Source organism: [Brevibacterium] flavum, from assembly GCF_019317305.1.
Lineage (GTDB): Bacteria > Actinomycetota > Actinomycetes > Mycobacteriales > Mycobacteriaceae > Corynebacterium > Corynebacterium glutamicum.
This window is the reverse complement of the sequence record NZ_CP079240.1, coordinates 3,325,551-3,345,298: the sequence shown is the minus strand read 5'-3', so window position 1 is coordinate 3,345,298 and position 19,748 is coordinate 3,325,551. Positions and strand designations below refer to the sequence as shown.

General features: G+C 53.2%; 18 protein-coding genes. 10 read left to right on the top strand and 8 right to left on the bottom strand.

Translation table 11 applies throughout. From position 1 onward, the window contains the following. The first annotated feature begins 314 nt into the window (after window positions 1-314). The 5 genes from KW808_RS16125 (at window position 315) to KW808_RS16105 (ending at window position 4,437) form a co-directional block, all read left to right on the top strand. The gene (locus tag KW808_RS16125; protein WP_003860955.1) at window positions 315-1,799 is read left to right on the top strand and encodes a CCA tRNA nucleotidyltransferase; all 1,485 of its coding nucleotides are present in this window, start codon (window positions 315-317) and stop codon (window positions 1,797-1,799) included. Beyond that, window positions 1,792-2,397 (top strand): YqgE/AlgH family protein, encoded by a 606-nt coding sequence (locus tag KW808_RS16120; protein WP_003860953.1) that lies wholly within the window; start codon window positions 1,792-1,794, stop codon window positions 2,395-2,397. Before KW808_RS16125 ends, KW808_RS16120 begins: the two co-directional genes overlap by 8 nt. Further along, window positions 2,398-3,111, top strand: a complete 714-nt coding sequence (locus KW808_RS16115; RefSeq protein WP_003860951.1) for an AzlC family ABC transporter permease — start codon at window positions 2,398-2,400, stop codon at window positions 3,109-3,111. Beyond that, window positions 3,104-3,451: a branched-chain amino acid transporter permease gene (locus tag KW808_RS16110; RefSeq protein WP_003860950.1), complete on the top strand. Its 348-nt coding sequence runs from the start codon at window positions 3,104-3,106 to the stop codon at window positions 3,449-3,451. The genes KW808_RS16115 and KW808_RS16110 overlap by 8 nt, the downstream gene beginning before the upstream one ends. 236 nt (window positions 3,452-3,687) lie before the next feature. Further along, window positions 3,688-4,437, top strand: coding sequence for an IclR family transcriptional regulator (locus KW808_RS16105; RefSeq protein ID WP_003860946.1), 750 nt, complete (start codon window positions 3,688-3,690; stop codon window positions 4,435-4,437). A 68-nt stretch (window positions 4,438-4,505) separates the two neighbouring features. Here KW808_RS16105 and KW808_RS16100 read toward each other — a convergent pair whose 3' ends face one another. Beyond that, window positions 4,506-8,348 (bottom strand): hydantoinase B/oxoprolinase family protein, encoded by a 3,843-nt coding sequence (locus tag KW808_RS16100; RefSeq protein WP_003860944.1) that lies wholly within the window; start codon window positions 8,346-8,348, stop codon window positions 4,506-4,508. Window positions 8,349-8,812: 464 nt separating this feature from the next. Here KW808_RS16100 and KW808_RS16095 point away from each other — a divergent pair, with 464 nt between their 5' ends. Together KW808_RS16095 and KW808_RS16090 are read left to right on the top strand one after the other, a co-directional pair. Further along, a complete protein-coding gene (locus KW808_RS16095; protein ID WP_003860943.1) occupies window positions 8,813-9,544 on the top strand; it encodes an isochorismatase family protein in 732 nt (243 codons plus the stop codon). Between the two features lie 419 nt (window positions 9,545-9,963). Continuing rightward, the gene (locus KW808_RS16090) at window positions 9,964-11,265 is read left to right on the top strand and encodes an MFS transporter (RefSeq protein ID WP_003860939.1); all 1,302 of its coding nucleotides are present in this window, start codon (window positions 9,964-9,966) and stop codon (window positions 11,263-11,265) included. Between the two features lie 83 nt (window positions 11,266-11,348). Here KW808_RS16090 and KW808_RS16085 read toward each other — a convergent pair whose 3' ends face one another. Both KW808_RS16085 and KW808_RS16080 read right to left on the bottom strand, forming a co-directional pair. Further along, the gene (locus tag KW808_RS16085) at window positions 11,349-11,555 is read right to left on the bottom strand and encodes a heavy-metal-associated domain-containing protein (protein WP_003860938.1); all 207 of its coding nucleotides are present in this window, start codon (window positions 11,553-11,555) and stop codon (window positions 11,349-11,351) included. 109 nt (window positions 11,556-11,664) lie between these two features. Beyond that, window positions 11,665-12,009 (bottom strand): hypothetical protein, encoded by a 345-nt coding sequence (locus KW808_RS16080; RefSeq protein WP_003860935.1) that lies wholly within the window; start codon window positions 12,007-12,009, stop codon window positions 11,665-11,667. Between the two features lie 75 nt (window positions 12,010-12,084). Here KW808_RS16080 and thiD point away from each other — a divergent pair, with 75 nt between their 5' ends. Together thiD and KW808_RS16070 are read left to right on the top strand one after the other, a co-directional pair. Further along, a complete protein-coding gene (gene thiD / locus KW808_RS16075) occupies window positions 12,085-12,885 on the top strand; it encodes a bifunctional hydroxymethylpyrimidine kinase/phosphomethylpyrimidine kinase (RefSeq protein ID WP_003860932.1) in 801 nt (266 codons plus the stop codon). A gap of 95 nt (window positions 12,886-12,980) precedes the next feature. Further along, window positions 12,981-13,190: a hypothetical protein gene (locus KW808_RS16070; RefSeq protein WP_074495354.1), complete on the top strand. Its 210-nt coding sequence runs from the start codon at window positions 12,981-12,983 to the stop codon at window positions 13,188-13,190. Window positions 13,191-13,277: 87 nt separating this feature from the next. Here KW808_RS16070 and KW808_RS16065 read toward each other — a convergent pair whose 3' ends face one another. The 3 genes from KW808_RS16065 to KW808_RS16055 form a co-directional block, all read right to left on the bottom strand. Continuing rightward, on the bottom strand, window positions 13,278-14,312 hold the full coding sequence (locus KW808_RS16065) for an IS630 family transposase (protein WP_034983405.1): 1,035 nt from the start codon (window positions 14,310-14,312) through the stop codon (window positions 13,278-13,280). Between the two features lie 196 nt (window positions 14,313-14,508). Further along, window positions 14,509-14,895 (bottom strand): DUF1304 domain-containing protein, encoded by a 387-nt coding sequence (locus tag KW808_RS16060; protein WP_004568004.1) that lies wholly within the window; start codon window positions 14,893-14,895, stop codon window positions 14,509-14,511. A 44-nt stretch (window positions 14,896-14,939) separates the two neighbouring features. Then, window positions 14,940-15,917, bottom strand: a complete 978-nt coding sequence (locus KW808_RS16055; protein ID WP_499652362.1) for a zinc-binding dehydrogenase — start codon at window positions 15,915-15,917, stop codon at window positions 14,940-14,942. A gap of 176 nt (window positions 15,918-16,093) precedes the next feature. Between KW808_RS16055 and KW808_RS16050 the strand changes: the two genes are divergently transcribed. Then, complete coding sequence (locus KW808_RS16050) at window positions 16,094-17,122, top strand: ABC transporter substrate-binding protein (protein WP_004568001.1); 1,029 nt, start codon at window positions 16,094-16,096, stop codon at window positions 17,120-17,122. Between the two features lie 333 nt (window positions 17,123-17,455). Here the strand turns inward: KW808_RS16050 and KW808_RS16045 are convergent, their stop codons facing one another. Continuing rightward, window positions 17,456-19,201: a DUF2075 domain-containing protein gene (locus tag KW808_RS16045; RefSeq protein ID WP_004567999.1), complete on the bottom strand. Its 1,746-nt coding sequence runs from the start codon at window positions 19,199-19,201 to the stop codon at window positions 17,456-17,458. Further along, window positions 19,188-19,508 (bottom strand): nucleotide pyrophosphohydrolase, encoded by a 321-nt coding sequence (locus KW808_RS16040; protein WP_004567997.1) that lies wholly within the window; start codon window positions 19,506-19,508, stop codon window positions 19,188-19,190. Before KW808_RS16040 ends, KW808_RS16045 begins: the two co-directional genes overlap by 14 nt. Window positions 19,509-19,748 lie beyond the last annotated feature (240 nt).

Sequence of the window (19,748 nt, the reverse complement as noted above, 5' to 3'; positions counted from 1 at the left end):
CCACCACAAATCCCGAATTTTTGCGATTCTGTGGTGGAACCTTGCATTTTTAAGCCCTCAACGCGCGAAAATCCACCACAAATACGTTCGATTTACTGATTTGTGGTGGATCCTTGCAATTGCTAAAAATGGCCCTTAAAACCCGACTCGCTGTGTGGCTTTCTAACGAGTTAACCTGTACTGATGCACCCTTTTACCCGTTCTTTGGGTGCGGGGCCTTAAACGGGCTCCTACGGTGCAAAGTACGAAAATTTATTCTAATTTCACATTTAGAGCAGTTTTTGCCCACACTTCTACTGGGTAGACTCAGATTCGTGAATTCCCAGGATGCTCAGAACCAAGTTCCCCCACAGAAAGTGGACCAGGAAGTAGACCGCCTTGCTTTAATGGCGCGTGCTCACCAGGCAATTGGTGAGCTTTCAGACATCCTTGTGCCCCTAGCGGCAGCATTTTCCAGCAAGGGACACTCCCTATATTTGGTGGGCGGTTCCGTGAGGGATGCTTTCTTAGGTGAGTTGGGGCATGACCTTGATTTCACCACGTCGGCACGCCCTGAGGAGACAAAGGCGATCCTGGATGATTACGCCGATGTGGTGTGGGATACCGGAATTGCGTTTGGCACCCTTTCTGCAGAAAAGCATGGTCAGCAGATCGAAATCACGACATTCCGTTCTGATCTCTATGACGGAAACTCCCGCAACCCTGAGGTGACCTTCGGTGACACCTTGGAAGACGATCTGATTAGGCGCGATTTCAAGGTCAACGCCATGGCTGTGGAGATCCAAGCCGATGGTGAATTAACTTTCCACGATCCAGTGGGTGGCTTGGAAGATCTAATTACCCACACTTTGGATACCCCAGCTACTCCGGAACAATCATTCAATGATGATCCTCTGCGAATGCTGCGCGCTGCCCGCTTTGTTTCCCAACTGAATTTCACCCTTGCACCACGAGTTATTACCGCCATGACTGAAATGGCGCAGCAGATTACTCGGATCACTGTGGAACGCATGCAGGTTGAGTTGGACAAAATGATCCTTGGCAAAAACCCTGAAGCTGGGATTGACCTCATGGTGGAGTCCGGTATCGCGCAGATTATTTATCCGGAGATCCCTGCGATGCAGATGACTCAAGATGAACACATGCAGCACAAGGATGTGTACGCGCACTCGTTGCAGGTGATGCGCCAAGCAATTGATCAGGAAGAAGATGGCCCTGACCTGGTGCTTCGTTGGGCTGCACTGCTTCATGATTGCGGTAAGCCAGATACTCGTGACTTCAATGAGGAAGGCCGCGTGAGCTTCCATCAGCATGAGGTAGTTGGCGCCAAGCTGGTGAGGCGACGGATGCGCAAGCTGAAGTACTCAAAGCAAATGGTCGGCGATGTCGGGCAGTTGGTGTTCCTGCACATGCGTTTCCATGGTTTCAGCGAAGGCCAGTGGACGGATTCTGCAGTGCGTAGGTATGCCACAGATGCGGGTGAATTGCTGCCACGTTTGCACAAGTTAGTGCGTGCTGATTGCACCACAAGAAATAAAAGGAAGGCAGCACGACTGCAAGCCACCTACGATCATTTGGAAGAGCGCATCGCGGAGATCGCCGCAAAGGAAGATCTTGCCAGGGTGCGCCCAGATTTGGATGGCAATGAGATCATGGAGATTCTGAACATCCAAGCCGGACCTGAAGTGGGTAAGGCGTGGGCGTTTTTGAAGGAGCTTCGTTTGGAGCGCGGTCCTTTGGATCGTGAAGTTGCCATCGCAGAGCTGAAGAGCTGGTGGGAAGGAGAAAACAATGAGTGATTTTTATGCCGACAGGTTGTTTAACGCGATGGAGCGCAATGAGGTAGCTCCAGGCATGTTGTTGGTGGCTGCGCCCGATATGGCGTCGGAGGATTTTGAGCGCAGCATCGTGTTGATCATCGAGCACTCTCCTGCCACCACTTTTGGTGTGAACATTTCTTCACGTTCCGATGTTGCTGTGGCCAATGTGTTGCCCGAGTGGGTGGACCTCACCTCGAAGCCACAGGCACTGTACATCGGTGGGCCGTTGAGCCAGCAGGCTGTGGTTGGTTTGGGCGTGACCAAGCCGGGCGTGGATATTGAAAATTCCACCAGCTTCAACAAGCTCGCCAACCGTCTGGTTCACGTCGATCTGCGTTCTGCACCTGAAGATGTGGCCGACGATCTTGAAGGCATGCGCTTTTTTGCGGGCTATGCGGAGTGGGCTCCGGGCCAGCTCAACGAGGAAATCGAGCAGGGTGATTGGTTTGTCACACCTGCGTTGCCGTCGGACATTATCGCGCCGGGCCGCGTCGATATTTGGGGCGACGTGATGCGTCGACAAGCAATGCCTTTGCCGTTGTATTCCACGTTTCCGTCGGACCCTTCAGATAATTAGATGAGTGCAGAGACGCTAAAGGAAATCCGGGGCGGAATCTCAGAAACCCTTGCTGTGGGCTTGGGTCTGATTCCGCTGGGTCTGGCCTTCGGGCTATTGATGGTGCAAACCGGTTTCGCCTGGTGGTGGACGCCGATTTTCTCCATTGTGATTTATGCGGGTTCGATGGAATTTTTGGCGATCGGCATGGTCACCGCCGGGATTGGTCCGATCTCGGCCGCCGTTGCGGGTTTCATGGTGAACTTCCGCCACATTTTCTACGGGCTCACCTTCCCACGCCACACCATCAAGTCCAAGGTGGGGATCGCGTACTCAACCTACGCGCTTACCGACGAGTCCTACGCCATCGTGTCAGCCCGCCCACCAGGGGAAATCAGTGGCACGCGCACCCTGACCATTCAGGTTCTGTGCCAGGCGCTGTGGGTTATCCCCGGCATCATTGGTGCAGTGGCTGGCCAAGTACTACCTGCCGGAATTAAGGGCATGGACTTTGCACTCACCGCGCTTTTTGTGGTGTTGGCCTGGGAAGCTTTTAAAAACAACAAAGATTATTCACTGCCTTTGAGCGCATTGGTGCTGGCAGTAGCTGCGGGATTTTTAGCACCGGCCCAAATGCTGGTGCTGGCACTAACGGCATATTTTGTTATATTGTTGCTGCGCTTCCGCTTCCCGCGCGTTGATGCAGCCCTAGAATTGCGGGCCCGCGATGAGTAATTATGGCCTCCCACCAGGAGTGGGACTTATCGATATTGTCGCGGTGCTCATTCCGGTTGCCGTGATTACTATGCTGCTGCGCCTTTTCCCCTTTGTGGCCATGCGGAAAATCAAAAACAATCAGCTCATGGCAGTGCTGGGCAATACGATGCCAGTGGGTGTGATGTTGGTGCTGGTCATTTACACACTTTTTAGCCAGTCCAGTGCGCCTGGCGGCATTTTTGCTTCCTTAGTGGCGATTGCTTTTACCGCGCTGCTGCACTGGTGGCGTGGTTCCGCAGGATTGTCCATTGTGGGCGGCACTTTGGCCTATATGTTGTTGGTGAATGTGGTTTTTTAGGTTGCGGGGTGCTGCGTGGGCTCGGCGGTTCCAGCGAGCTGGGGATACACCGCAGCCTGCTGAATTTTGCCCTTTTGTGTGGTGAATGTGTTCAAAGTTTGGGACTTCCCTGTGCAAGCAGCACAGACTACCTTCACTTATGAATCACTGTTGCGTAGAGTGAAACAAAACCACGTGTCGCACGAAAAATTGCGCATATTAGTTGCAAAAAGCGAAATTAGTGTAGGGAGTTCTCCATGGAAGAAGCATCGGCAAATAAACGCGGTTCGATTTCGGCCTTGGCCAATGGACTCAATATCTTAGAGGTGCTTTCGGCAGCACGCGGTTTGCGAGGCGTCACGGAAATTGCAGCACAAACGCAGCTGCATAAATCGACAGTTTCGCGAGTGCTCTCCACGCTGGAGGAATATCAGCTGGTGGAACAAGATGGTGCCAGCAGGAAGTTCCGCCTGGGTGTGGGACTTGTTGCATTGGCAGGCCCTTTGCTTGCGCGTATGGATTTGCCGCGGGCTGGTGGTGATCTCATCCAGGCCGTTAGTGAAGCAACAAATGAGAGCTGTGCCCTGGTTGCGTGGACTGGACGCGAAGGCATTGTGGTTGACCATGTGGATTCGCCACGTTTGGTCAAGCACATTACGCCGATTGGTACTCGTATTGCGCGTCCGCGTTCGGCCTCGGTGCAGGTGTTTTTGGCGGAGGTTGATCAGGCTCAGCGTACGCAGCTGAACCCGGACTATGAGCAATTTGCCGATGAGTTTGATGCCACCTATGCGGAGATCATTAAACGTGGTTATGCCACTAATGATGGCGATACCGATCCCGAAGAGTGGTCGGTTGCCAGCCCTATTAAGGATTTCCGCGGGGATTGTGTGGGTGCGGTATTAATTTCCGTGCCACGGTTTAGGGTGACTCCAGCGATGGCGCAGGATCTGCCAAAGCGCGCAGTTGCTACGGCCGAGCAGATTTCCCGACGCCTGGGCAGTTAAAAATACCAAAAAAGGAGGCTGTGACTTGAGATCTTCTCTCAAGCCACAGCCTCCTCCTTTAGCGGGTTTTAGCCAACTAATTCGCGGATTGCTAGTTCACTATCGCGGAGTTCGCGGGTACCTTCTTCATCTACCTCGAAGCCGTCGATCATATTTCCGCGCAATGCCACACGGTAAATGGTTTCGGCCTGCTCCAGGGTGCTGAAGCCATCCATGACGTCATCACATACTGCTTGTGGGTTGCGCTTGACTGGGTCGCCATATCCACCGCCGGAGGGGACGGTGATTTGGAGGGTATCGCCGGCGCCGAGTTTTGCAGCGGTGACCTTGGAAGGCCAGTTCTCTGCAGTGTCGGTGCCAGGGTTGCGGACGATAGAAGCGTTCTTTCCTTCGTGGCCGCCGAAGATGCCCCATGGCTTGTCACCATCGTGGCGGTCGCCTTCACAGGTGACTTCGGTTTCCACCAGGAAGCGGGAGGTACGGACAATGCCGATGCCACCGCGGTGCTCGCCGGGTGCTGCTGGGTCATCGCGGAGTTCATAGCGTTCCACCATCATTGGGAAGCGCCATTCGAGTTCTTCGATGGGGTTGTTGCGGGTGTTGTCGATAAGGTTGGCTACTGCGTCAGGACCATCAGATTCTGGGCGTCCGCCGTAGGCACCTTCATCGCACTCCAGGTAGACCCAGTACTCGGAAGCTTGTGGATCCCAACCGGAGTAGGACACAAAGTGTAGGTGCGCGGAGTTACCGGCGGTGACCTGACCAGGCATGATGGGGGCCAGTGCCTTCAAGGCGAGGTCTACTGCGCGCTGTACCTGGTTGAAGCGGGCGAAGGTGGCTGCTGGGTAATTCGGGTTGAAGATGGTGCCCTTTGGTGCGATGACATTAATAGGGCGCAGCATGCCTTCGTTTTGGGGAACGTGAACCTCGGAGGTGGCTTCATCCAGGAAGATCATGCGGGTGATGAAGGAGAAGGCGGAAACAGTGGTGCCTTCAAAGGCGCAGTTATAGGCTGTGGGAACCTGCAGTGAGGAACCGGTGAGATCGTAGGTGATGGTGTCGCCTTCGATGATTACCTTGACTTGGATTGGCAGTTTCACGCCATGGTTGCGGCCATCATCATCGAGCCAGCCGGTATCGGTGGTGTATTCACCATCAGGTAGCGCGGCGATACGAGAGCGCATCATCTTCTCGGAGTAATCCAGCCACTGGGAGCAGGAATCCTGCACTGCGGTGCGACCGTACTTATCGATGATGGTGAGGAAGCGGTGGCGGGCTAGTTCACAGGCCGCCATCATTGCTTCGAGGTCACCGGCATTGGACTTTGGGGTGCGGGTGTTAGAGAGGATTTGGTTTAGCAGCTGATCTTGGCGTTCGCCGGCCTTGACAATCTTGAGGGCGCGGAAGATCTGGCCTTCGGATTGGGCGTCGGAAATATCAACCATGAGGCCAGCGTGGGCACCGCCGATATCAAGCAGCTGGCCGGAAGCTCCGGCCCAGGCCACCAAATCACCCTTGTCAAAGATCGGTACAACTACGGCAACGTCTGGGGAGTGGGTTGCTCCGGCATAAGGGTCATTATGCAAAATGACATCGCCTTCTTGGATGTCACCATCAAGCATTCCAATAACACCCTTGACGATCTTGGGCATAGATCCCATAAACATTGGGGTGGTATCGGATTCGGCCAAGGTGTTGCCATCGGCATCGAAGATACCGGCGCCCAAGTCCTCGGATTCACGGATGATAGAGGAATAAGCCATGCGCAGCATCACGGTAGCCATTTCCTTGGCCGTGGAGTTGATTGCGCCGCCGATCACACGCATGAGGATTGGTGCAGCTAAATCCTCACTATCTGCGGCTTTTTGCTGCAGTGGTACGGCGATAACCAGGTTGCCATCTTCACGTACGGAAACCTCAAAGCGTGGTGGAACCACAGTGGTGGTGTCGTATTGCTCGATAATTGCAGGGCCCGTGATCTGGGTACCTGCCGGCAGCAGGTCGCGATCATAGAAGGCAGTGCGCACATCTTCACCCTCAAAACACACCACCCCATGTCCAACCAGGGCGTTTTCTAGGGAGCCAGCGCCGGTTACACCAGGAGCAGGTAGCTCAGGAGAAGGCTGAGATGCGCGGACGCGAATATTAACCAGCTCGATGGTGTCAGAATCAAAACGGTGACCGTATTCGTGCTCGTGGGCGCGGTGGAAAGCCTCAATAAACTCGGGCATGGCGGCGTCGACAAGCGCGGTTTCTGGAACCTCAAAGCGCACCTCATAGCCCTGACCTGGGTAGCGACAATCTGCCAGGCGCATCGCGGTGCCCTGGCTCTCAAGGTTGGCCAGCGCCTGCGCTTCCAGTTCCTGATATTGCTTTTCGACGCCTACCGGTGCGGTGGTGGAGGTGAGTAGGTGGCGCGCGGTGGCCACTTCTTCCACGATGCGGTCGGTGGCAAGCAGGCCAGTTGCGGCCACAATGCCAGGGTGAGCAGGGATAATAACGGTTGGGATTTCCAGCTCGGCGGCGAGCTCACAGCTAAACAGGGGGCCTGCTCCGCCAGCGGCGACCAGTGCAAAATCGCGGGGGTCATAACCGCGGGCGGTGGAGTTACGCTCTACGGCCTGGGCCATTTCAAAACGCTGCAACTGCAGCGCACCTTCGGCAGCTTGGGTAATGGTGAGGCCCAATTTTTCGGCTAAGGGGGCGAAGGCCGCTTCCGCTGCCTCGCGGTCTAGTTTCCAGTCGCCGGAGGCGAGGCCGCGGTCTGCACGCAGACGACCGAGCACCATTTGGGCGTCGGTGGAAGTAGGTAAAGTGCCGCCGTGGCCATAACACGCAGGGCCGGGGCGCGCACCGGCGGAATCCGGGCCGACGCGGAAAACGCCACCTTCATCGACATAAGAAATAGAGCCACCACCTGCGCCAATGGTATCGATATCAACCATTGGCACCATGGCCTGGTAACCTCCGATACTGGTATCTAGCAGGTGCTTCATGCGCAGCTTGCCGCCGACAGCCACACCAATATCGGCAGAAGTACCGCCGATGTCGAGGGTGATGGTGGAATCAAAGCCGGAGAGGCCAGCGGACCAAATGCCTCCTATTAGGCCACCAACCGGGCCGGACATCATGAGGGTAACGGGGCGCTGAGCTGCGGTGGAGATAGGAGTCATGCCGCCTGAAGACTGCATGATCTGGATTTCATGGCGGAATCCGAGATCACCAGTAGCTTCGTGCAAGCGGGAAAGGTAACGGCTAACGGAAGGTCCCACAAAAGCATTAAGCGCAGTGGTGGAGAAACGCTCATATTCGCGGTAGAGCGGAACTACGTCAGAGGAGACGGAGAGATAAACGTCTGGGGCTTCCTCTTTAATAATGCGTGCGACTATCTGTTCATGTTCGGGGTTGAGATAGGAGTGCAGCAAGCACACTGCAATTGCTTCAACACCACGATTAACCAGAATGCGGACCTGTTCGCGCACCTCATCCTCATTAATTGGCGTGACTACTTCCCCATCTGGAACACTAATTCGCTCTTTAATGGTGAGGCGATTGCGACGCTTAACCAATGGGCGGGCCTGCCACGGCAGTTCCTGCTGGAGGGAGAAGTTCAAAGGCTTTTTGTGACGAGCAATGTGGAGAATATCGCGGAAACCCTCGGTGGTAATTAGTCCCACCTGGGCACCTTTGCCAGTGAGTGCGATGTTGGTGGCAACAGTAGTTCCGTGCACGATTTCATCAATGTCACTGACCTGCACATTGGCCTTTTTACAGATGGCGGAAATGCCCTCAATAACAGCGCGACCGGGATCATCTGGGGTGGAAGGTACTTTTTCCACAGTTACGTTGCCGTCAAGATCCAAGTACACATCGGTAAAAGTGCCACCGACGTCAATTCCAATTCGCTTCATGGCCGTGCCTTTCTTGTGGTGCTCTTTTGGTGCTCTTTTGGTGCTGCCGGTGGGGAAATTCCCCGTAACGACAGTGTGTAGTCTCCGTGAGCTTGATTTTCTGTTGCGTTAACAACACTGTTCCAACTCGTAGAACGTTGTTGCATTTCTGAACATAGTCGGTCTCCGACGCTTTTTCTATAGCGCAACAGAATTAAACCTATCACACGATAGAAAATCACCCCCGGGGGGTTGACCAGCGGGTATGTACTTTATGCAGCTAAATCACCTTTTGGGCTGGGAAATTTCTATTGCTCTATCGAAAAGTTTTCAAAAGGGCTTGCGCGCTTTATTGCTTGGCCATATTGTTGCAACTACGCCAACGGTGTTGCCAACAGAAGAGCAAGACACTTTAACTGCAAATCCACCGCAACCCGCCGGCCCATCCACAACCCCACACCGCTTTCTAAAAGGAGCTCATTACCATGTCGAACCTCAACGATCTTCTGACCCAGGCTTTTGAAGAGAACTCCGCTGAATACCAGAAGCGCGGATTCCAGCGCCGTGTCGGTTATGGCTCCCGCCCAGCAATCGTCCACATCGATATGGCAAACGCTTGGACCCGCGAAGGCCACGCTTTCACCTGCGAAAACATGGACACCATCATCCCTGCTTGCCAGTCACTTTCCGAGGCTGCTCGTGCCAAGGGCATCCCAGTTATCTACACCACCACTGCTTATGAAGTAACTGACATTGAAAAGCCAAACGACATGGGCCTCTGGGTTCACAAGATCCCGCTAGAGACCTTGGCTGTAGGCTCCGAAGCAGTACAGATTGACTCCCGTCTCGAGCCAGCTGAGGGTGAGATTGTTATCACCAAGAAGCGTGCTTCCGGATTCGCTGGCACCAACCTGGCACAGATCCTTACCGCAGCTCATGTAGACACCGTCATCTTGACCGGTGTTACTGCAGCAGGTTGTGTCCGCCACTCCGCTGAAGACGCAATCGCTGCAGGCTTCCGCCCAATTATCGCCCGCGAAGCTGTTGGCGACCGCGTCGCCGGTGTAGTTGCTTGGAACCTCTTCGACATGGATGCAAAGTTCGGCGATGTAGAAAACACCGAGGACATCGTGGCTTACCTTAACTCTCTTCCAGACTTCAACGAGCAGCAGCCAACCTTCAAGGATGCCCTCACCGGTACCCCAGCACTGGTTTAATTAGCCCTTCTACCCCACCACTTGTTCCCCCGGTTCGCCCACTAGCGCACCGGGGATTTGTGGTCTATAAAGGTGCTGGTTGCGGTTGGTTTTGCTGCGTGAAAAATGTCGCGAAAAGTCCCGCGACCTGTAGATACACCACAACCCCTCTAACTGAGATGAATTGTGCGGATTTGGTCACTTTTCCAGTCTCAAAAGTGACCAAATCCCTCACAAACAGCTCCAAATCCCCTTTTTGCGGTGCGGTTTCCCGCAGTGCTGGCAGTGCTGGCAGTTCCGGTAGTCCCGCAGTCCCTGCAGGAAACCGCACCATTGTGCACAACCATCAAATATCCCCACCAGTGGTAAAAATCCTGCTGCCTAGACCGGCTCAAACCTGCTTAAGCCGGTGCAGCAAAAACCCTAAAGAGGAGCCCCTCATGTATGAATCTAAAAAGGCCAGTTCAGCTTCGCTCGCGGCAACCGTGGGCACTGTTGTGGAATGGTTCGACTTTGCCATTTACGGCTTCTTAGCTACCACTTTGGCAGCTGTGTTCTTCCCCAATTCCTCCGGCGTAACCGCACTTTTGGAAACTTTCGCAGTTTTTGCGGTGGCTTTTGCACTTAGGCCTTTGGGGGGCGTGTTTTTCGGTTCGCTTTCAGACCGCATTGGGCGCCGTAAAGTACTTGCCATCACTGTTTTGTTAATGACATTTTCCACCGGACTTATTGGACTAATCCCCTCTCCGGAAACCATCGGCATTTTCGCACCAATTTTGCTTACTTTGGCCCGCTGCCTGCAGGGATTCACTGCGGGTGGTGAATATTCCGGCGCGGCAACGTACTTGATTGAAAACGTAGATCCCAAAAAGCGTGCCACGCATGGCTCAAAATTGTCTATGGCAACCTTCTTTTCCTTCGCAATTGCAGCAGCCTTGGTATGGGCCATTGAATTCAGCATCGGTAAAGAAGCAATGGTTGCATGGGGCTGGCGCATTCCATTCCTGATGGCCGTGCCACTAGGGCTTATCGGCTGGTGGATCCGCACCGGTGCCCAGGAAAATGTACGCCCCGCATCTGAACGCCCTGAAGCTCCTATTAAGCAGGCATTGCGTACTGAGTGGAAGATGATGTTGCGGGTAGGTGGCTTTATCTCTTGCACCGGCCTGAGTTTCTACATTTTCACCACGTACATGACCACTTTCCTGCGCAGCACCGTCGGACTGGAGGGCACGTTAGTGCTGGCTGGAAACATCATCGCTCTCAGCATGGCAGCAATTGCGGCCCCATTTGTTGGCCGCGCAATTGATAAATTCCCCCGCCGGAACGTCATGGCTTTCGCTACCTTAAGCACAGTAATTATGGCGATCCCGGCCTACATCATTGCAGGTCAAGGTACTTTGACTGCTTCTTTGATTGCGCAGGTAATGCTTGGAATCGGCGCGGTTACGGCTAACTGCGTTACCTCAGTAATGATGGCCGAGGTCTTCCAAGAGGTCACCCGCGGTACTTCCGCCGGCATTACTTACAACGTCACTTACGCAATCTTCGGCGGCTCAGCTCCATTTATCTCCACCGCATTGGTCTCCTGGACCGGCAGTCCGCTGGCCCCTGCGGTATACATGATCATCATTGCGCTCTTCGCCTTCACCGCGTCCCGCTTCATTCCTGAAACCTCCCCAGTTTTTGTCACCTCAACCCCGGCCATTAAGGCACCAAAGGTGATGGTCAAGCAGGGTTAAACCACGCTTTTTGACGAAAAAACCTGCCTCTTCACCACGTATAAAATGGTGAAGAGGCAGGTTTTTAAATGTTTTTGGGTGCTTTAGGAGGCAACGATCTTGTAGCCGGCTTCCTCTACAGCAGCCTGGATCTCTGCGTCGCTGAAACCTTCGCCACTGACAGCGACGTTTCCGGATTCTAGAGTGACGTCAACAGCGCTAACGCCATTAACTTCGCTTACCTCTTCAGTTACCGATGCCACGCAGTGTGCGCAGGTCATGCCCTCAACGGTGTAGTTCTTTAATGCCATGTCACTGGCCCCTTTCAGGTAAAGTATTCTCTCCCATAAGGCTATACCCCTATGGGGTATGAGGGCAAGGTTTGGTGCTAATACATTAGAAAATCTACAACTTGGATAATTAACCCAGCTCAGGGAATTTAGTTAGCGCCTCCACCCACAAGCCCTCGAACTCTTCTGCGCTAATGACCTTCGCCTCGATATCGGGGAAGTCTGCGTAGGTATCTGGGTGTGGCACAAATTCATTTGGCTCATTAGCTAATCCAAAAGTCTTGCCGTCTAGAGTGCCGGCACCGGTAACAGTCTCTCCACTCTTGGATCCTGCTAGCTCCATAATGCGCAGCATTTTGCACATGGCAGGTGCACCAGGAGTGGTATGAATTAGCTCTTGCATTTCAGCGATGTGAATGGCTGAAGGGTTTCCGGGAATTTCAATTTCAGTACGTACGTGAATTATTTTGCTCATAGCTCTATAGGGTACGGCTGAAAATTTTTCCAAGCGAATGCCAAGTTCCTAAGCCCATAGGACTAAGTTTTAAGTGTGGTTAATTACGCATTTGTTATTGCAGGTTCAGAAGCAACCGGTGGCGCCGGCATCCAGGTCGACCTTAAGACCTTCCAGCACCTTAACGTTTATGGCATCGGGGCAATCACTTGCCTCGTAGCCTTTGATCCCAAGGACAATTGGAATCACCGTTTTGTGCCGGTTGACGCGCAGGTTATCGCCAATCAGATTGAGGCTGCTACTGCAGCTCACGATCTAGACGTGGTCAAGATTGGCATGCTGGGCACCCCGGCAACCATCGATACCGTGGCTACCGCGTTGGAGGAAAACAAGTTCAAGCATGTTGTGCTTGACCCAGTGCTGATCTGTAAGGGTCAGGAGCCCGGCGCAGCGCTTGATACCGATACCGCTTTGCGCGCCAAGGTACTGCCTCAGGCAACCGTGGTTACTCCAAATAACTTCGAGGCTTCCACCCTCTCCGGCCTTGAGAAGCTTGAGACCGTCGAGGACCTCAAGGAGGCTGCTCGCCTCATTCACGAGCAGGGTCCCCAGTACGTAGTCGTCAAGGGTGGCATGGACTTCCCCGGCGAGAACGCCGTGGATGTGCTTTTCGACGGATCCTCCTACCACGTCTTCTCTGAACCAAAGATTGGTGAAGAGCGCGTTTCCGGTGCTGGCTGCACCTTCGCAGCTGTCATCACCGCAGAACTGGCCAAGGGCAACTCTGTCGTTGATGCAGTGACCACCGCTAAGCGCGTAGTCACCCGTGCAGTGAAGGACGCTGTCGCATCCAACGCACCGTTTACCTCTGTGTGGTTGGCAGAAGACAACAAGTAGAAAACAAAACAAGCTCCCTTTTGCGCGCTAAGAAGCCGCATAGAGGGAGCTTTTCTATTGGAGTTCAAACAGTCCTAATATTGTTAGGATTAGTTATGCCTGAAAATTCAACTCCGGTTTTCAAAATGTATACAACAGCGGAACTCCGGGCTGAACGTCAAGAACTACCTGAACGCATGCGCCCCTTTAATCTGGAACAGATGCATCGTCTCTACAATGCAGGTTTATTGAGCGCAGAAGAATCAGAAATACTTGATATAGCTCTCTCAAAACAAAAGCTTCACCCAGCAAGTCAGATCCGGTAGGAAAAACTACAATGCAGGTTTATTGAGCGCAGAAGAATCAGAAATACTTGATATAGCTCTCTCAAAACAAAAGCTTCACCCAGCAAGTCAGATCCGGTAGGAAAAAGTCGATGAACCGATAAATGTCTCGAACCCCACCACCGTGTCTTCAAACACGAGCCGCTGCCGGTTACTGATCGCTGCTTTCGCCTCATTCCACACCTTCTCAATCGGATTATGATCCGGGGCATACGGTGGCAACCACACCAGGTGCACGTTGGCCAACGCATTGCCCTCCCCAAGATGCTCGCGGAGTTTCTTCGACCTATGCCACCTCGCGTTATCCCACACCACGGTGATCTTTTTCCCTGGATGCCTGCCCACTAAGGTGGTGAGTGCCTCGATGATGGTTTCAGTGTTTTGCCACTCCAACCGCAATAGATCCACCTCACCGGTGGTCTGGGATAAAAACCCAATATAGGACTGGGCCTGACGCACACGATCCACACTTAAGGTGGTGGGCTGGCCTATGTGTACCCAAGCTTTGCGTACTTCTGCTTCATGTTCGATGCGGACTTCATCAGCAGCAAAAACCACCTGGCCTGGATCATTAAGTGCTTCTGCGATCTCGTCACGGATCTGGGACATCCGGGCGTTGATTTCTGCGTCACTGCCGCGGCGTTTATCGAAGACCTGGGGATATTTAAAGCTTAGGCCCGCGTGGCGAAGTAACAGGTGGTAGGTGGTGTCAGAGTCGTAGATGACATCAAACTGGCTGGTTATCCAGTCTTTTAAGTGTGGCACGGTCCAGAACTGGGCGGGGATATCCTGTGCAGAGGGCGGTGTGGATAACACTGTGGCTATCTCATGGCGTTGTGTGAGGGTGAGTTTGGATGCATTCGTGTTGGCTGCGTGGCCGGTGTAGAGGCTGGCCATTCTGATGCGTTGGTAGTCTTTCGCCCACGTTGTCACGGTCGAGGGTCGGCGGTCTAAAAAGTCTGCGATGAAGTTAATGTCGATGTTGCCGTTGAGCAGTAGGAGTGCTTCTGCCTTGTGTTGGACGAGGCTGAATCGGGAGCGTTTGTAGCTTTTGAGGATGGTGATTTCCTCGTCGGTGAGGGCAATTTTCGGGGCTGCGACCATAGTTGAAAAGTCAACAACCCCGGCGAGGTGGATCAGTGGTCAAACACGCTAATCAGGAAGCTTTTGTTTTGGGAGAGCTATAGCTACAGAGCATTGGGCTGGCTCATTGACGGAGAAATTCTGTAGAAGAAAACACAAAAATGCCCCGGCCTTCACAAAAGTGATAACCGGGGCAAATGGCGATCTTTAAAAACGCTTAAACCAGCAGTCCAATCACAAGGAACACCACTGCGAGCAGTGGGAATGCGCCCTGCTTGAAGGCTGCTCCCCGCTTGTCAGGTGAGCTCAAGGCCAATACAGCAGCAGCGGCCAGCATGGAACCGGTGCCAGCGAGTGCGAGGGTAGCGCCGATCCCAGTCGAACCAGCGAAGAGGAACGCAACACCCACACCGGCAACTACTGCCAGGAAGAAGTTGTAGAAGCCTTGGTTGTAGGCCATCTCTTTGGTGTTTTCAGCTTCGGTTTCGGTGGTGCCGAAAACTCCACGTGCTTTCTCACTAGTCCATGCGAATGATTCCATGTAAAAGATGAAAACATGCAGTAGAGCTGCGAGGATGGCGAAAACTGCTCCGATAATGATCATGCGAGATCCTTTAGAATCAGGGGCCCAAATTAGGCCTTAAACGTTTAGAAACGAATGAGCACTTTTCCGGCACGACCAGGCTCGCTGGAAGCGCGCACAGCCGATACGATGTCCGCAGCATCAAAGGTGGAATCAACTGGAAGGGTCAATGTTCCATCAAGTATGCGGGCAATGAGCTCGCCGAACAACTGGGTTTTCTTCTCTGCGGGCATCTCACGGCTGACTTTGCTTCCCCAGAAGCCCTTGACGGTGATGTGCTTGAAGATGACGGGGCCGGATGGGATTTCCATGATTGGGTTGCCCATGGCGCCGAAGGAGACGAGGGTGCCGCCTTCGCCAAGCAGTTTCACCAGGTCAGCTGCGGAGGATCCACCCACGGAATCAAGTGCGACGGCGATGCTTGCGCCACCGGTGATTTCTTCGACCTGCTTTTCCCAGCCTGGGGTCTCAGTGGAAACGACGCCACTGATGTTCTGAGCAGCGAGTTCTTGGACACCGGCGTCACGGCGGACGAGGCCAACGACATGGATGCCACGGGATTCTGCCAGCTGTGCGAGCATGCGGCCGACGGCACCGTTTGCGGAGTTTTGGATCAGCCACTCCCCTGGTTTCATATCCAGGAAATCAAGAAGGCTGATGGCGCTGAAAGGCATTGCGACGAGCTGAGCTGCACTTTCGTCGGAGAGCTGCTCTGGTACGGGAATGAGGCCGGAGGCGTCGACAAGCGCGTACTCCGCCCAGATGCCAAAGCTGGTGCCGGACGCAACACGCTGACCGACCTGCAAACCTTCGACGCCCTCGCCTAGGGCGTCGACGATGCCGACTGCCTCGGTGCCTGCGGCGGCTGGCAGGTCTGGGACGAAGCCGTAAGAGCCCTTCACGGTCCATAGATCGTGGTTGTGGATGGTTGCTAGCGTCACTCGAATACGTGCCTGACCTGGGCCGGGAGTGGGAATTTCCTTCTCGGTAACCTGTAGGACGTCGGCGGGGTCGTCGAAAGTGTTGTGAGTGATTGCGCGCATGGTGGTGTTCCTCTCATCGCAATAGAAAATGGGTTCGCTATATGAACACCAAGCGTACTTTTTCCATTTCCCGTGACGACCGAGCGGTAAACTTGCTGGTCAATGCAACTTTTTAACCGTAGAAAGTTATGGCCAAAGACTGGTAATAGGTTAAGAAGCTGCGTTAGGATAGCCTAATGCAATCTATTCGAACGACCTTCAGGTCGCTTTCACGCAGCGCAGTTATCGTGGGTACCGTTTTGGCTTTGGGTATCGCAGGATGTTCCACGGCCAGTGATGAAGCCACAAGCACCAGCGACGATGTAGCTGTCGGCGGCCGCCTATTTTCTACAGCGGATTCCGCCACCGCCGCTCTGGGAAGCGACGCCGAACCAGGCCAATTCCCCCGCACCGTTGTGCATTCACGCGGCGAAACTACCCTTGAGCAGCAGCCACAACGAGTCGTGGTTCTCGACAGCGGTGAAATCGACCAGGTCTTGAGCCTCGGCGTGACTCCCGTCGGCATCGCCAGTCCGAAAGACGCCTCCAGCCAGCCCGCTTACCTCGAAGATCAGCTGGCAGACGTACAAACTGTGGGCACCACGAGTGAGCTCAATTTCGAAGCCATCGCCGCCCTCAAGCCTGACCTGATTCTGGGCAGCAAGCTGCGCGTCGACGAATCCTACGATCAGCTCTCCCAAATCGCACCAACCGTGCTGAGTATTCGCCCCGGATTCCCCTGGAAGGAAAACTTCCTCCTCACCGCCGACGCGCTCGGTCTCGAGAACGAAGCCGTCGAAGTTCTCAACGAGTACCAAACCCACGTCGATGCAGTCCGCGAGACCATCGACGGCAGCCCAGAAATCTCACTCGTCCGCTTCATGCCCGGCCGCACCCGCCTGTACGGAAACCTCTCCTTCATCGGTGTAATCCTTAAGGACCTGGGGCTTTCCCGCCCAGAGATCCAAAATATCGACGATCTTGCCGTGGAGATCTCCCCCGAAAACATCGCCGACGCCAACGGCGACTGGATTTTCTACTCCACCTACGGCAAGCCCGAGGCCACCGAACAAGACAACATTTTGTCCAACGAGCTATGGCACAACCTCCCCGCCGTCCAAGAAGGTCATGCCCTGGAGGTCAATGACGAGAGCTGGTTCATGGGATTGGGTCCTCTCGGCGCCAATGAAGTGCTCGACGACATCGAAAACATCCTCGGATCCTAGCCCCTGCACCCCGCAATTGAGCTGGTCAGCGCCTTGCAGTTTGTGCCGCGCTTAATTGCTTATCGACGTCCCCCTCCCCCTCGCCAATGCTTCGGTGAGGGGTTTCACTTATTGTGTGTGCTAGCCTTTTCTCAATCGTTCAGCCCGCCCCGACGTCAATGTTGGGAGTGGGCTGGATCTTTTTGCCTTTTTAGTCGTTGCTTCATCGCATTTCTGGACTACCATGAGTGATGATAGATCCCCGGTCAGGCCTCTTGTCTCTATAGACAATGCACAAATGATCGGGGCCTTTCCTTTTACACGTAAAGCTGTGACGACTGTATTCTGTCCCATTCAGCGAACGGAGAAATACCGTCCTAAGTACTCCCGTAAACCATCATCAACGATGTGGAGGTATGTTCCCTTCATTCCTCGTGTGAGAAGCACAGTGTAAATGTTGGTGATGTACTTGAAGAGGTCTTCTTCGGTGGTTGTTTGACCACGCATTTTGTTGTTGGTTTTGCCCTTGGCATCGAAATATTGGCTCTTATCAACAAAGAGGCCACGCTCAGGTGTGTATTGCAGATCTCTACCAATAATGACTCCGGCATAGTTGAGGTCATAGCCCTGAATCGTGTGAATAGAACCAGCCTCGTTGACCGCATTTTTGGAATTCACCCAATCTACTACCTTGGAATTCCACTGGATCTGCACTCCATCTCCAAGATCGATGTCGTATGCAGACTTGTTCTTTTGACTGGCCCATTTCCATGCGTAACCAGCAACGACTCGTGACAGTCCGACTTCCCTATCGTGCTGCTTGATGGTCTCTACAAACTCGGAAGGAGAATCGATAATTTCAAGATCATAATCCTTGAAGGTGAGTTTCTCTGTCGGTGGAAGTTTAGAAAACACTTTCTTCACGTAGTCGATGTAGTCTTCGCCACCCAGGCTGCGCATTTGAGTGTGGAGGCGGTATTTCCTGCTCTGGGGTGTTTGATCCAGAATTTCTTGGAACTCTTCTTGGGGTAAGTCATTGGGGCGGACTGACTGCTCCAAATCGAGCATCATGATGACATGACGTGACTTTTTCTTCAGCCAATCGAGTTGGGAAGCATGAGGTTTTTGTCCGTCGAAAAGCGCTTTGTTGGTTTCGTTAAATCTTTTTGTAAGTGCTGGCACTGATTGCGCCGAGTATTGGTTGAGACGGTGGGCTTCATCGACGATGAGGACATCGAATTGTTCTGGTGAATCGGCTGCGGTGAAGGCGGACAGCACCATTGTTTTGCTCAAGCCTGGGGTGGTGGCAAAAACTCTTTCGAGTGATTTTCGAAGGGCCTGCTGAGGGACGATGATGCCGATTTTGAGATCTTTGAATCGCTCTCTGGTTCCTTCGAGGAAGAACTCGGAGAACATTTCATCGCCGTCGATGTCTTCACCGTCACGAAAATCTGAAATGTCCTTGAGCAGTTTCATCAGGTAGACAGCCACAACGGTCTTACCTGTGCCTGGTGATCCTTGCACAAAGGTGAACTGGCCGGGCTCTGCGTCAGAGGCTAAATCTTCGCTTAAGCCTTCGAGAATATCCATGACCGCGATTGCTTGGTCATTGTTGAGCGCCTTGAACGGGGAGAGTTTAAAAAGTTCGGAGTTAACGATCTCTGGAATTGACCGTTGAAAAAGACCCTCGTTTCGCAGCTCCTCAAAAATTTCTCGGAACGTATCGCGATAGGTGGCACGGCCGAAGTAATCTGCATCTGAAATGCCCATGTTTCGGTTGAGGACTTCATTTCGCCCATCACCAAAAGCGAGGCTGATCAGGAAAGATTCAAGATCAAGGCAGACAGATTTGTTGAACGTGTCATCCAGAACAACTCGTACAGCTTTTAAATCATGCTCTTTCTTGCCGTCCAAGTGTTGTTTCATACGGTTTCTAAAGCTTCGAGATTCACCAATGTAAATCCGACCCAAACCGCGAGCTTTTTGCGCTGGACGGTTCAGAACATAAACCACAGGCCAGTTTTGAAGCCGTTGTTCAGTAGATGCCGAGTTGAGTAAAGATTCATCAAAATCGAATCGCTGAATTTCAAAGCTGGTCATATTTATCGGCCTTTCCATATGCCTGCTCGACGGGGTACTTTTCTTGAGTTATCTGAAGTTTCTCCATGACGATGTCGTTTGGATTTACATCCAGTTTCATGGCGAGGAAATAACAATAAGTGAGGACATCAGCGAGTTCGTGTCGGACTTCCTTTTCATTGAAGTCACCACTCCACTGAAAGCACTCAAGTAACTCGGCGGCTTCGATGCTGATGCTTTTGGCCAGATTCTCTGGGGTATGAAATTGTCCCCAGTCGCGTGCCTTGGCAAACTCTTGAAGCTGCGACAGAACCTGTTCCGTATTCATAGCTGATTATATTAACAAGGAAAGTGACTCTGATCAGGGAATACTGAAACTGTTGAGCCTATACCCCTGGATGCTCTCACAGGTTCGAATCCCGTTAGCTCCGCATCGTTTGTGTAATTTCACTACCCTGGCGAACGCACCACATTTATTGGTTGCAGGATGCTTCCGGATTTCCGGGGTGTTTCCGATTGAACTGATGTGGACCGCATTGTGGCACAGCCCGACGGGCTAATTGGGTTC

What these genes read in the sequence shown, in the direction of transcription:
- KW808_RS16120 (WP_003860953.1), top strand. Translation starts at nt 1,792, where the DNA reads ATGAGTGATTTTTATGCCGACAGGTTGTTTAACGCGATGGAGCGCAAT.
- KW808_RS16115 (WP_003860951.1), top strand. Translation starts at nt 2,398, where the DNA reads ATGAGTGCAGAGACGCTAAAGGAAATCCGGGGCGGAATCTCAGAAACC.
- KW808_RS16110 (WP_003860950.1), top strand. Translation starts at nt 3,104, where the DNA reads ATGAGTAATTATGGCCTCCCACCAGGAGTGGGACTTATCGATATTGTC.
- KW808_RS16105 (WP_003860946.1), top strand. Translation starts at nt 3,688, where the DNA reads ATGGAAGAAGCATCGGCAAATAAACGCGGTTCGATTTCGGCCTTGGCC.
- KW808_RS16100 (WP_003860944.1), bottom strand. Translation starts at nt 8,348, where the DNA reads ATGAAGCGAATTGGAATTGACGTCGGTGGCACTTTTACCGATGTGTAC.
- KW808_RS16095 (WP_003860943.1), top strand. Translation starts at nt 8,813, where the DNA reads ATGTCGAACCTCAACGATCTTCTGACCCAGGCTTTTGAAGAGAACTCC.
- KW808_RS16090 (WP_003860939.1), top strand. Translation starts at nt 9,964, where the DNA reads ATGTATGAATCTAAAAAGGCCAGTTCAGCTTCGCTCGCGGCAACCGTG.
- KW808_RS16085 (WP_003860938.1), bottom strand. Translation starts at nt 11,555, where the DNA reads ATGGCATTAAAGAACTACACCGTTGAGGGCATGACCTGCGCACACTGC.
- KW808_RS16080 (WP_003860935.1), bottom strand. Translation starts at nt 12,009, where the DNA reads ATGAGCAAAATAATTCACGTACGTACTGAAATTGAAATTCCCGGAAAC.
- KW808_RS16070 (WP_074495354.1), top strand. Translation starts at nt 12,981, where the DNA reads ATGCCTGAAAATTCAACTCCGGTTTTCAAAATGTATACAACAGCGGAA.
- KW808_RS16065 (WP_034983405.1), bottom strand. Translation starts at nt 14,312, where the DNA reads ATGGTCGCAGCCCCGAAAATTGCCCTCACCGACGAGGAAATCACCATC.
- KW808_RS16060 (WP_004568004.1), bottom strand. Translation starts at nt 14,895, where the DNA reads ATGATCATTATCGGAGCAGTTTTCGCCATCCTCGCAGCTCTACTGCAT.
- KW808_RS16055 (WP_499652362.1), bottom strand. Translation starts at nt 15,917, where the DNA reads ATGCGCGCAATCACTCACAACACTTTCGACGACCCCGCCGACGTCCTA.
- KW808_RS16050 (WP_004568001.1), top strand. Translation starts at nt 16,094, where the DNA reads ATGCAATCTATTCGAACGACCTTCAGGTCGCTTTCACGCAGCGCAGTT.
- KW808_RS16045 (WP_004567999.1), bottom strand. Translation starts at nt 19,201, where the DNA reads ATGACCAGCTTTGAAATTCAGCGATTCGATTTTGATGAATCTTTACTC.
- KW808_RS16040 (WP_004567997.1), bottom strand. Translation starts at nt 19,508, where the DNA reads ATGAATACGGAACAGGTTCTGTCGCAGCTTCAAGAGTTTGCCAAGGCA.